This window comes from Thermophilibacter sp. ET337 (assembly GCF_024733715.1).
GTDB lineage: Bacteria > Actinomycetota > Coriobacteriia > Coriobacteriales > Atopobiaceae > Thermophilibacter.
The window spans coordinates 116,416-128,417 of record NZ_JANRHO010000007.1; the positions used below are offsets into that span (position 1 = coordinate 116,416).

The 12,002-nt window shown below is 65.8% G+C and carries 9 protein-coding genes and 1 tRNA gene; all 10 read left to right on the forward strand.

All coding sequences use genetic code 11. The features are described from left to right. Positions 1-121 precede the first annotated feature (121 nt). The 10 genes from NW198_RS07625 (at position 122) to NW198_RS07670 (ending at position 11,422) form a co-directional block, all read left to right on the forward strand. Positions 122-198: transfer RNA gene (locus NW198_RS07625), tRNA-Met, on the forward strand. A 666-nt stretch (positions 199-864) separates the two neighbouring features. Next, entirely contained in the window at positions 865-1,275 is a 411-nt protein-coding gene (locus NW198_RS07630) for a PTS sugar transporter subunit IIA (protein WP_087314324.1), read from the forward strand. A gap of 17 nt (positions 1,276-1,292) precedes the next feature. After that, the gene (locus NW198_RS07635) at positions 1,293-1,784 is read left to right on the forward strand and encodes a PTS sugar transporter subunit IIB (RefSeq protein WP_258340634.1); all 492 of its coding nucleotides are present in this window, start codon (positions 1,293-1,295) and stop codon (positions 1,782-1,784) included. Positions 1,785-1,908: 124 nt separating this feature from the next. Further along, on the forward strand, positions 1,909-3,510 hold the full coding sequence (locus NW198_RS07640) for a PTS system mannose/fructose/sorbose family transporter subunit IID (RefSeq protein ID WP_258340635.1): 1,602 nt from the start codon (positions 1,909-1,911) through the stop codon (positions 3,508-3,510). A gap of 76 nt (positions 3,511-3,586) precedes the next feature. Beyond that, positions 3,587-4,696 carry a DgaE family pyridoxal phosphate-dependent ammonia lyase gene (locus NW198_RS07645; protein WP_087314320.1) on the forward strand — a complete coding sequence of 370 codons (1,110 nt, stop codon included), beginning with the start codon at positions 3,587-3,589 and terminating at the stop codon, positions 4,694-4,696. 3 nt (positions 4,697-4,699) lie between these two features. Beyond that, positions 4,700-5,434 (forward strand): KDGP aldolase, encoded by a 735-nt coding sequence (locus tag NW198_RS07650; protein ID WP_258340636.1) that lies wholly within the window; start codon positions 4,700-4,702, stop codon positions 5,432-5,434. A 155-nt stretch (positions 5,435-5,589) separates the two neighbouring features. Next, the gene (locus NW198_RS07655) at positions 5,590-6,312 is read left to right on the forward strand and encodes a GntR family transcriptional regulator (protein WP_258340637.1); all 723 of its coding nucleotides are present in this window, start codon (positions 5,590-5,592) and stop codon (positions 6,310-6,312) included. Between the two features lie 30 nt (positions 6,313-6,342). Further along, a complete protein-coding gene (locus NW198_RS07660; RefSeq protein ID WP_258340638.1) occupies positions 6,343-7,002 on the forward strand; it encodes an HAD family phosphatase in 660 nt (219 codons plus the stop codon). A 116-nt stretch (positions 7,003-7,118) separates the two neighbouring features. Then, entirely contained in the window at positions 7,119-8,105 is a 987-nt protein-coding gene (locus NW198_RS07665) for a glycosyltransferase family 2 protein (protein ID WP_258340639.1), read from the forward strand. Between the two features lie 653 nt (positions 8,106-8,758). Next, positions 8,759-11,422: an S-layer homology domain-containing protein gene (locus NW198_RS07670; RefSeq protein ID WP_258340640.1), complete on the forward strand. Its 2,664-nt coding sequence runs from the start codon at positions 8,759-8,761 to the stop codon at positions 11,420-11,422. The last annotated feature ends 580 nt before the right edge of the window (positions 11,423-12,002 follow it).

Consider the following 12,002-nt stretch of genomic DNA (forward strand, 5'->3'; position numbering starts at 1 on the left):
CGTCCGTCACGCGGGCTTCGGCCCGAGCGAGTTGTGGAGATGCGTACATATTCGAGTCTGCTGTTGCACACAAGGGTGCTAGTCGGTATAGTTATTTCTTGCACACACGAGGTGCACCCATTGCGGGGTGGAGCAGTCTGGTAGCTCGTCGGGCTCATAACCCGAAGGTCGTAGGTTCAAATCCTGCCCCCGCGACCATACAAAGTCAGCCCGGAGGTCATGCGGCCTCCGGGCTTTTTCGTCTTGCCGCAACCTCGCTCGCGCGGTCGGCCCGCCCAGGGCGCCCCCGCCTAGACGCGCTCGTAGAAGTCCAGGACGATCTGCTTGTTGGTCATGGCGTTCCCCTTTCGTCTGTGGTGGCCGCAGCGTATGGCACCCGTCGCGGGACGTCATCGTGTAAACGTCCAAAATCGCCCCGCCCCGGCTCAGCCCCTGCCGAGAAGCACCATCGCCCCGCTCCCGCCACCTCCGTAACCGCTCGCGGACAAATCCAAGCCGCTCGCGGCAATCGTCCCCGACTCGCTTTCAGCTTCCCGCACGTCAATTCTCCCCAAAACACCCACATCTACCAGCATTTCCGCATGCCTGAAAACCGTTTGGTACCACTTGAAAAATCGTTCCGGTATGATTTGACAAGCGGTACCACATCACATAGATTCATCCCAGAACAAAAAGAGAATCGCCTGCTACTGATACCTGCCCGCTCGCCCAATTCAATTCGACGTCTGCTGGCGCATTGCCATAGAATCGCTCCAAAGGCTCCTTGGCGCCCCACAAATGAGCGCCTGCCAGACGTCTGGTTTTCCGAATTTGCCAGTGTGCCCGCGAGAAGCGCGGGCAGCCCTATCGGAGGAGGTTCCAGCCATGGCCGACAAGCCCACCAAGATTCTGCTGCTCACTCACGGCGGCTGGGGGGAGGCGCTCACGGAGAGCCTCAAGATGATCCTCGGCGCCATCGACTGCGTCCACGAGATCGCCCTCAAGCCCTCCTACACGCTGCCCGAGTACATGGGCATGGTCCGCGAGTACGTGGACACCATCTCTCCCGACTCCCTCATCATCACCGATCTGTTTGGCGGCACGCCCTCCAACGTGGCGGCCGCCATCGGCAACCAGACCGGCATCAAGGTCTTCTGCGGCCTCAACGCGCCCATGCTGCTTGAGGCCTGCGTCGAGCTTCAGGGTGACGGCAAGCTCGACTTTGACACGATCCTCGCTGCAGGAGCCAGTGCCTGCAAGGATGTTGTGGCAGAAGTCAAGGCAAACATGAGCTAGGTGGAAAGGAGGAAAAGATGGGAAACATTGTTCTGACGCGCGTAGACTCTCGTCTCATCCACGGGCAGGTCATGACCAAGTGGGTCAACCAGGTCCAGGCCAACAAGATCGTCATCGTGAGCGACGAGCTGGCCGCCGATGAGTTCATGAGGAGCATCTACCTCATGTCCGCGCCCACCGGCGTCGAGGTCGTCTGCCTCTCCGAGGCCCAGGCCGCCGAGAGCTACGCCGCCGACGTCTTTGGCGCCGGCAACGTGCTGCTGCTGCTCCCGAGCCTCAAGGCCCTCAAGAGCGTCTACGACCAGGGCGTCAAGGTCACGTCCGTGCAGGTCGGCGGACTGGGCGGCGGCCCGGAGCGCAAGGTCGTCTTCCAGAACATCACCCTCGACGACGCCGACGCGGCCATTCTCGACGAGCTCGCGGCCGACGGCGTCAAGATCGTGTTCCAGACGATCCCCGAGGACGCCCCGCAGGACGTCGACTCCATCCTGAAGAAGTACCGCGGCTAGGCCCGGGGGGCCCAAAGCCGCCCCGCCCCGCCCCCCGCGCCGCCATCCCCCCCCCCCCGCGCCGCAAACCCCGCGCGACCTCGCGTCGCACACCCGTGTTAGTTTCGTCCCTTAGGAGGTACCTATGGGTACTATGGGCATCGCAATCGCGATGGGCATCTACTACTGGTTTGCCCGTCTGCGCTTTGGCTACACCCTCTCCAGCGCCCTGCTCCAGCCGGCCACGATCGGCGTGTTCGTTGGCCTTCTGACCGGCGAGATGGTGCTCTCGATGCAGATCGGTGCAGCCCTCCAGCTCGTCTACCTCGGCGTCACCTCGACGCCCGGCGGCAACGTCCCCAACGACCCGTGCCTGGCCGGCGTCATCGCCATCCCGCTCGGCGTCATGTCCAACATGAGCCCCGAGCTCGCCGTGGCCCTGGCCGTCCCGTTTGGCGTCATCGGCGTCTTCGTGGACCAGCTGCGCCGCACCACTAACGCCATCTGGGTCCACATGGCCGACAAGTACGCGGAGGACGCCAACACCGGCGGCATCATGCGCTGCGCGTTCGTGTTCCCGGCCCTCATGGGCTTTTTGATCCGCTTCCCGTTCGTCTTCGTCATCGACCTGTTTGGCGCTGAGTGGGCCAATGCCCTCATCGCGGCCCTGCCCGAGGTGCTGATCCACTCCTTCGAGGTCATGGGCGGCATCCTGCCCGCGCTCGGCTTCGCCCTCACGATCATGGTCATCGGCAAGAAGGAGCTCATCCCGTTCTTCTTCCTCGGCTACTTCGCCGTTGCCTATCTCCAGATCCCCGTCATGGGCATGGCCATCTTCGGCCTGATTATCGCCCTCGTCCTGCGCATGATCCTCTACCCGGACACCGTCAACGCTCAGATCTCCTCGAACAGCGCCGAGGCCAAGGAGAGCGCCAAGAGCGGCATCATCACCAAGAAGGACGTCACCAAGTCCTTCTGGATCTACTACTTCGGCTGCGAGCTCTCCAACTCCTACGAGCGTCTCCAGAGCCTGGTCTTCTGCGCGTCCATGATCCCGACGCTCAAGAAGCTCTACCCGGCCAAGGAGGACCTGGCCGACGCCCTCAAGCGTCACCTCGCCTTCTTCAACACCGAGGGCTCCCTCGGCGGCATCATCCAGGGCATCACCATCGCCATGGAGGAGGAGAAGGCCACCGAGAAGAACCTCCCCGGCTCCGCCATCACCTCCATCAAGACCGGCCTCATGGGCCCGATCGCCGGCATGGGCGACGCCATCGTCTGGGCCGTGGTCATGCCGATCATCTACGGCATGTTCATCCCGTTCGCCGAGCAGGGCAACGCCCTCGGCGGCATCGCCCCGCTGATCCTGTGGCCCGGCGTCTCCATCGCCATCCAGTACTTCATGACCCAGCGCGGCTACAAGCTCGGCCGTGAGTCCATCACCGGCCTGCTGCAGTCCGGCGTGATGCAGTCCATCATCTTCGCGGCCAACGTCCTCGGCCTCATCATGATGGGTGCGCTGTCCAGCTCCTACATCACGATCTCCAGCCCGCTCGAGATCACGATGGGCGCCGGCAACGTCATCGGCATCCAGTCCATCCTGGACTCCATCGCCCCCGGCATCCTGCCGCTGATCGCGGTCTTCGCCATCTACTTCTACATGCAGAAGAAGGGCCCGCGCTACAACGTCATCCTGATCGCCATCGTTCTCATCAGCGTCATCTGCGCCGTCCTCGGCATCCTCTAGTCGAAGACGCCAACATCCCCGCCGGCGCCGCGTTCACTGGCCGCGGCGCCGGCACCTGTACAGAGAGGGGGCATACGTGAGCATCTACCAGGAAATCGGGCTCAAGCGGGTCGTCAACGCCTCCGGTCGCGTGACGGTGCTGGGCGTCTCCACGTTCAGCGAGCGCGTCGCGCGCGCCGCCGTGGAGGGCGGCCAGTCCTATGTGGTGATCGAGGACCTCATGACCCGCGCCGGCGAGCTCATCTCGGAGCACACCGGCGCCGAGATGAGCTGCGTGGCGCCCTGCGCATCCGCCGCCATCGCGCTCACCGTGGCGGGACTCGTGACCAAGGGCCGCTACACCGACATGATGCGCCTGCCCGACTCCTCGGGCCTCAACAACGAGATCGTCCTGCAGAAGGGCCACTCGATCAACTACGGCGCGCCCATCCCCACGATGATCCGCCTGGGCGGTGGCGTTCCGGTCGAGGTGGGCCAGGCCAACGAGGTGCACCCCGAGGACATCGAGGAGGGCATCACCGAAAAGACCGTGGCGCTGCTCTACGTCAAGAGCCACCACTGCGTGCAGAAGGGCATGGTCGACATCGAGACCATGCGCGACATCGCGCACGCCCACGGCCTGCCCTTCATGATGGACTGCGCCGCGGAGGAGGACTTCCGCAAGTACATCGCCATGGGCGCCGACATCGTCTGCTACTCGGGCGCCAAGGCGCTCGAGGCCACCACGTCGGGATTTGTCACCGGCAAGCGCGAGTACGTCCAGTACGTCCAGCCGCAGTACCACGGCATCGGCCGCGCGATGAAGGTCGGCAAGGAGCAGATCATGGGCCTTCTCGCCGCGCTCGACCAGTACGACGAGCGCGACCACGCCGCCGAGGTCGCCGCCAACGTGGCCAAGGTCGACTACCTCGTCGACCAGATCTCCCGCATCCCGGGGCTTGCCGCCGAGAAGATCCAGGACGAGGCGGGCCGCGCCATCTACCGCTGCCGCGTCACCTTCGACGGCACCCAGCCCGAGGGCCTCACGATGGAGAAGGTCAACGAGCAGCTGCGCTCCGGCGACCCCATCGTCTGGGCCCGCACCGAGTTCTTGAACCTCGGCAAGGTCGACTTTGACCCGCGCCCGCTCAACGAAGGCGACAAGGAGCTCATCGTCAAGCGTCTGCAAGAGATTATGGAGGGTTAATCAATGGGCATGAACTTCTACAACGACCGCGTGGTCCTCAACGTCCTGGGCGGCTCGCTCGACAACGCCCGCGAGGTCTACGAGGCCGCCGAGGGCCACGTCGCCGTGGGCGTCCTCACGGCCGACTATCCCACCGTCGAGGCCTACGTCGAGGACGCCAACCGCTACATGGAGGTCCTCGAGGGCAACCTGTCCGTCGGCCTGGGCGGCGGCAACCCCAACCAGTGGCGCGCCGTGGCCGAGGTGGCCAAGTACGTGAAGGCCAACCACTTCAACCAGGCCTTCTGCGCCGTGGGCTGGACCCGCGCCAACCTCGACGGGGCCCCGTGCCACGTCAACGCGATGGTCGCCCCCTCCGGCACCCCGGGCCTGGTCAAGGTCTCCACGGGCCCGCTGTCCAAGGACTGCGAGAAGCCCGCGCTCGTCGACGCCGACACCGTCATCGCCATGGCCAAGGAGATGGGCGCCGACTCCCTCAAGTTCTTCCCGATGGGCGGCCTCAAGGTGGCCGACGAGCTCAAGGCTGTCGCCGAGGCCTGCGGCCGCAACGACTTCATCCTCGAGCCCACGGGCGGCATCGACCTCGACAACTTCGACGAGATCATGAAGATCATCCTCGACGCCGGCGTGCCCAAGGTCATCCCGCACGTCTACAGCTCCATCGTGGACAAGGCCACGGGCAACACGCGCCCCGAGGACGTCGTCACCCTCATGAACAAGGTCAAGGCGCTCGTCTAAGGCGCTCGCCTAACAACCTTGAGGTGACTTTGGTTCCCGGCTAGTTCCACGGTATACTAGCGTCTTGCCTGTCGCGGGCCCCGCAAAGCCCGGGGCCCGCGCGCGGGCAGCGAGAGGATGATGTCGCGCGCGACGTCGGGTTCGAGGAAGTTCACGTGCCAAAGTACAAGGCTATCGTCAAAGAGATCGAGGAGTCGATCAAGCGCGGGGAGCTCATGCCCTTCGACCAGCTGCCCACGGTCGTGGAGCTCACGAAGAAGTACCACGTGAGCCGCACGACCATCGAGCAGGCGATGGACGAGCTCGAGAAGCGCGGCCTCGTCTCGCGCAAGCGCGGCTCGGGCGTCTACGTCAAGAAGGTCGCCACGCCGTCGTTTGCAAAGCCCCTCAACACGGTCTCCCTCGCCGACGACATCGACCTTGACCTCGGCGAGAACCCCGAGTGCGCGGTGCACGAGTTCACCGTGCTCAAGCCCGACGAGCACGTCCGCCACGAGCTCGGCCTCCACGAGTTCAGCTTCGCCTTCTACATCGTCCGCTCCCACCTGCACCAGGGCGCCCCGCTCGACATGCAGTACCTCTACTACCCGGTGGAGATCTTCCGAGACATCCGCCTCACCGCTGCCGAGACGAGCGTCCGCCCCTGGATTGCCGAGAACTACGAGGTCACGCCCGACAGCTATCACAAGACGCTGCGCGCCGTGACGGCCACCGAGCAGGAGTGCGAGATTCTGGGCGTGGCGCCCGGAAGCCCCCTGCTCGAGATCGAGCAGGTCGGCTACCTGGACGACGGTCGCCCCTTCGAGTACCTGGTGTCGCGCTTCCCCGGCAACCTCGTCGAGTACCAGACCGTCGACTCCGACTCCCTGCCCGTCTGACGCGCGGCGTCCCGCTCCCAGGGAGGGGACATGCTCCAAGCCGCGATCTTTGACATGGACGGCCTCATGGTGGACACCGAGCCCATCTGGGCCTCCGCCTGGCCGCCTGCCTTCGCCCGCTACGGGCTCACGGTGGTCCCCGGCCTCGTCGAGGCCTGCGTGGGCAGCTCCTACGAGCGCATCTCCCGCATGGTGGCCGAGGCCTACGACGGCAACCCCGACGCCCAGCGCGCCCTCGACGACCACTACGAGGTGGGCGCCGAGAAGTTCATCGCCTCCGGCGCCCCCAAGAAGCCCGGCCTCGACGAGCTGCTCGCGTGGCTTTCGGACGCGGGCGTGCCCTGCGCCGTGGCCTCCTCCTCCGAGCGGCGCGTCGTGGAGGCCAACCTGCGCCACGCCGGCGTGACGGAGCGCTTTGGCGCCGTGGTGACCGGCGACGACGGCTATCCCTCCAAGCCCGCCCCAGACATCTTCCTCGGCGCGGCCGAGCGCCTGGGCGCCGACCCCGCGCGCACCCTCGTGCTCGAGGACAGCCCCTCCGGCGTGCGCGCCGCGAGCGCGGGCGGCTTTGTCACCGTGATGGTGCCCGACCTCATCCAGCCCACAGACGAGCTCCGGGCCCTCTGCGCCCGCGTCTGCGCCGACCTCGCCGAGGTCCGCGACCTGCTGGCCGCCGGCGAGCTGGGGTAGGGGAGCGAGGCGCCGGCGGCGGACGGCGGCCCCCGTCCCGCCCCGCCGCCGGCGCCCGGCCCCCGCAGCGGATATACTCTCCACAGCCAGCCCACGCGTCCGCAGCGGAGGTCCCCATGCCAGACAAGCCCTTCCTCACCGTCATGCTTCCCGTCTACAACGGCGAGAAGTACGTGGCGGACGCCATCGAGTCCGTCCTGGGCCAGCCCTGCCGGGACCTCGAGCTGCTCGTCCTAAACGACGGCTCCACCGACAAGACCCCCCAGATCGCCCGCTCCTTCGAGGCGCGCGACCCGCGCGTGCGCGTGGAGAGCCACCCCAACTACGGCATCGGCCGCAACCGCAACGAGGGCTTTCCCCTGGTCAGGGGCACCTGCCTCATCTTCCTGGACGATGACGACGTCCTGGTGCCCGGCTTTTACACCGAGAAGACCAAGCGGACCCTCCAGACGCTCTTCGACAAGGGGATAGAGACCCTCGTCCCCTCGCGCCTGCACGCCGACGAGCGCCTCACGGGCTGTCACCTCTGCAAGGTGCCGCTCGAGGGCGTGTTCCCCGGCAATGGGGCCGCCTCTCTCAGCCTGCCCTACGAGTTCACCACGATCATCTACCGCGCTGACGTCATCGAGCGCAACCACATCCGCTTCTCAAACGGCTTCCCCGAGATGGAGAGCATCTTCCGCCACCGCTGCGTCTTCTGCTCCCAGAAGACCCTCTTCACCAACGACTTCCACTTCATCGTCCGCCGGGACAACCCCACGCAGCTGACCAAGGTCTGGGACGTGGACCAGGTCGTGCGCGTGCGGGCCGAGCAGTACGCGGAGCTCGCGCAGTGGCACCGCGACCGGGGGACCACCGGCGAGGTCATGGACGAGATGGAGGCCCGCGCCCGCCAGGCGCAGGCCGAGCTCGACGCCTACCGCCCGCAGAGGCCCTCGCCCCTGGAGCGCCTCAGGCAGATCCGCGCGGCCAAGCGCGAGCACAGGGAGTGGATGGCCGGCATGAGCCCGCTGGAGGAGTTCTACTACGCAGGGTCGCCCGAGCGGGAGGCCAACCTCGAGGCGGCGCTGGAGAGCATCCTCAGAGCCGCCCAGAGCGCCTAGAGTGGCCTGGGTCGCGCCCGGGCGGGCGGGGGAGCGCGGAACGCATCTATATAAAAAGGAACGCGAGGGGCTCGGCGCACGGTGCCGGGCCCCATTAGCGTGCAGCGAGAGAGCGGGGTACGGCGGCCAAAGAACGGCGTCGGTGGGGCAGGGGAGTGCAGCTACCTTAACGAGCGCCAAGGCGGGCGAGAAGGGCGAGCGGCTCCGTGCGATCACGCGCGCACGACTTCAATTACCTGAGGAAATCGAGGCAAAACAATCAGCCGCCTGAAGGCGCAAGATTTCAAAATTGTTACGGAAAAAGGACTAGGCAAATATAGAAAATGCGCTAATATAGCCGTGGCTCTTCACATAGGAACCTGATAACACCAAACGAAGCCGCAGGTAGACGCCTTAGGGGAGCTTAAATGGCCCAAGATGGGCCCTGAGCACAGAAAATATGATGATCAAGGGCGGCGTACCCTTCAGCGACTTTTTTCAAACGTAACGAAAAAAGTCGTGACTGTGCTGAAAGATAGTGATAGTATGCCACGCAGGATGCAGACTCATTGCCTGCACGCTTTGCCGTCTCAAAGTTGCGAGCAAGGCGGCAAAGTAGGAAAATGACGCCTGTGTCCAAGGTTTCTAGATTGTCTTTTGAAAGGAGACAACACATGACAGCTTGCACCAACAACGGGGGGAAGGCCCGCCGCGTCGTCACCGCGGCGCTCGTCGGCGTCCTCTCCGTCGGCGCGGTCCCGGCGATCGCGCTGGCGACCGGGGCTGACGTCAGCCTGATGTTCGCGCCCGGCGGCGAGGGCGGCATGGAGCTCGAGAAGGGCACCGCGAAGCCGACCTTCATGGCCGACGAGGACGGGGACCTCTCCTACGACGACCCGATCCGGTGCGACGAGAACGAGGACGGGGTCTGGGAGGTGGCCGCCTCCGACGACATGCCCTACCTCGTCTCCGTTGACAAGATCCAGGTCGCCGGCACCAACGATGAGGTCGACATCAACGACTCCAACTTCAAGGACTACCGTGTCCGCGTCTACCGGGCCGACGAGGACGGCAACGCCACCGGCGCCGCCCTCTCCGGCAACAAGGTCGACGACGCCGGCGAGTACGTCATCACCGTCACCGGCCTCGCGGGCAGCCCCTACGCCGGCCAGACCTTCAAGTCCAACTTCGTCGTCAAGGGCATCGACCTCCCGCAGGTCGTCGCCTTCGAGAACGGCGAGAAGGCCGACATGACCTTCATCTACACCGGCTCCGCCCTCGACGTCGACTTCAAGACGGCCAACAGCCCGTACGACGTACTCGAGGAGGGCAAGGACTACACGGTCACCTACACCAAGGGCGGCAAGGCCGTCGACTCCGTCACCGACGCCGGCACCTACGTCGCGACCCTCAAGGGCGAGGGCAAGTACGCCGGCAGCGAGACCAGCTGCCCGGTCGAGGTGGGGCGCTTCAAGATCGACGTCAACACCGACATCGTCATCGCACCGTTCGAGGAGAGCCCCGACGCGACCCCCGTCTCCGTGAGCAGGGAGGACGCCGGCGCCAACGGGAGCAAGTTCACCACCTTCCTCGACCCGTCCCTCGTCTCCGTCGCCCCGACGACTTCCACCAGCACCCCCGGGACCTACCAGTTCAAGGTGACTACGCCCGACGGTGCCAACATCCAGATCGGCGGGCAGGTTGCCGACGCCACTAAGACCTGGCCCGGCCGCAAGGTCGAGAACATCGCGACCTTCACCTACAAGAACGCCTCGCTCGAGGACTCCTACGAGCTCGACGCCTCCAAGGGCGAGGAGTTCGACGTCTCCGACATCGAGGCGTTCAACGGCAAGACCGAGATTGCCGATACCGAGGTCAGCGTCGACGTCGACTACGACAAGAAGGTCGAGGACGGCAGCGTCACCTACTCCGGTGACGCCAAGGCCGACATCGAGGCGGGCCTCCCGGGCGTCTACAAGCTGGTTGTGACGGCCGACGACGAGGATGGCAACGACTACGCCGGCGCCGCCACGGTCACCGTGACCATCTACAAGGGCTCCCTCGACGCGGACACCTCCGTCTTCGTCTACCCGCCCGTCGAGCCCGGCGAGGACCACGTCGCCGTCACCTCCTACGAGAAGGGCTACGACGGCGTGCCCCTCGAGGCCAACGATTTCGAGGTGACCTTCAACGGCAAGAAGCCTGATGATTTCACCGTCGAGCTGCTCAAGGGCGACGAGGTCGTCGACGAGGCGGTCGACGCCGGCGAGTACAAGCTCGTCGTCACGAGCTCCTGGTACAAGCTCTCCGGCACCACCGAGATGCCCGTCACCATCAGCAAGGTCGACCTCACCAAGCTCGAGATCGGCGCCATCGAGAAGTGGAACGGCGTCGCCGGCGAGAACTACCTCCCGGCCAAGGACGGCGGCTACGACGTGAGCACCTCCACCTCCGCAATCTCCAGCCTCGAGCTCGTCTACGGCGACGAGGCCCTGCCCGACGTCGTCGATGTCGTCGTCGAGATCAATGACGAGGGCACCTGGAAGGAGGTCGGCACCGTCGGCCTGGACGACGACGAGATCACCCTCATCGGCGGCCAGTACCGCCTCACTGCCACCGTGCCCGAGGACATCGCCTCCAACTTCATCCTCCCCGAGGGCGCTACGTCCGTCACCGTTCCCTTCACCGTCTCCCTGGGCGGCTCCTTCAAGGACGTCCAGCCCTCCGACTGGTACTTCGAGCCCGTCGAGAAGGCCCTCGTGGCAGGCTACATGAACGGCACCACGGCGCCGGAGCCCGTTTACGACGACACCACTCACCAGGTTGGCTACGTCCCCCAGTCCGGCACCTTCTCCCCGCTCTCCGAGCTCACCCGCGGCGAGGTCGCCTGCGTGCTCTACAACGTGAGCGGCGCCGACGTGGACGAGACCGACAAGAGCTACGACGAGAACAAGGGCTGGCTCACCGGCTTCTCCGACGTCGACGGCAAGCAGTTCTACGCCGAGGCCGTCTACTGGGCCAAGCAGAACGGCGTGATCAACGGCTACGGCGATGGCACCTTCCAGCCGCTGCGCAAGATCACCCGCGAGGAGTTCGCCTGCATGCTCGCCAACTTCGCCGAGAAGGTCCTCGGCGACGAGGACGTGGCGAAGGACAACTCCGCCGCGCTCGCCGAGATGCCCGACGCCGACAGCGTCACCGAGTGGGCCGAGCAGGGCGTCGCCTGGGCCGTGTCCAAGAAGGTCATGGGCAACGACGGCAGGGTCAGCCCGGCCGCCCTCATGAACCGCGGCACCTGCGCGTCCATGGTCGTGAACTACATGCTCCCCGAGGCCTAGCCCGGGTGGCCGCCCTCCCCTCCGGGGGAGGGCTCCCCATCGCGCTCTGGGGCAATTCCAGAGCGCGATGGGGAGCCTGAGCAAGGCTCGAGCAGGCTGTCAGCGCGGCGAAGGGCGTGACGGTGCCCTCCCCCTCATTGCTCGCAACGGCGAGGGGGAGGGCGGCCCGTATCGGGCGGGCCGGGCCACATCGGATCACAGCAGGGCGGCGCCCGGGGAGACCCGGGCGCCGCTTTCCGCTGTGCCACCAATGTCCCTCTGCCCCATGTCGAACGGACGAGCCGTCCGCAGAGGCATCCAGCCGCCTCGGCAGCGCTCGTGAGGGAATAGTGCGGAGGATTTTGCCCCAGATGGGAGGAGGGCGCCCATTGGCGCCCGCGCGCGGTTCCTGCTCCTCAGATGGGCAGCCCCCTCACCCCGTTGCGAGCTCGGGTGAGGGGGCCTCCGTCACGCCCTGCGCCACACTTGACAGCCTGCTCGAGCCGTTAGGCTCCCCATGGGAATCACCGAGCTTCTCCGATGATCCCCATGGGGAGCCCTCCCCCGGAGGGGAGGGCCCGCCTTGAGGCGAATCGCTAGG

Coding starts and splice junctions, on each gene's coding strand:
- NW198_RS07665 (WP_258340639.1), top strand. CDS start 7,119: ATGCCAGACAAGCCCTTCCTCACCGTCATGCTTCCCGTCTACAACGGC.
- NW198_RS07640 (WP_258340635.1), top strand. CDS start 1,909: ATGGGTACTATGGGCATCGCAATCGCGATGGGCATCTACTACTGGTTT.
- NW198_RS07650 (WP_258340636.1), top strand. CDS start 4,700: ATGGGCATGAACTTCTACAACGACCGCGTGGTCCTCAACGTCCTGGGC.
- NW198_RS07670 (WP_258340640.1), top strand. CDS start 8,759: ATGACAGCTTGCACCAACAACGGGGGGAAGGCCCGCCGCGTCGTCACC.
- NW198_RS07660 (WP_258340638.1), top strand. CDS start 6,343: ATGCTCCAAGCCGCGATCTTTGACATGGACGGCCTCATGGTGGACACC.
- NW198_RS07635 (WP_258340634.1), top strand. CDS start 1,293: ATGGGAAACATTGTTCTGACGCGCGTAGACTCTCGTCTCATCCACGGG.
- NW198_RS07630 (WP_087314324.1), top strand. CDS start 865: ATGGCCGACAAGCCCACCAAGATTCTGCTGCTCACTCACGGCGGCTGG.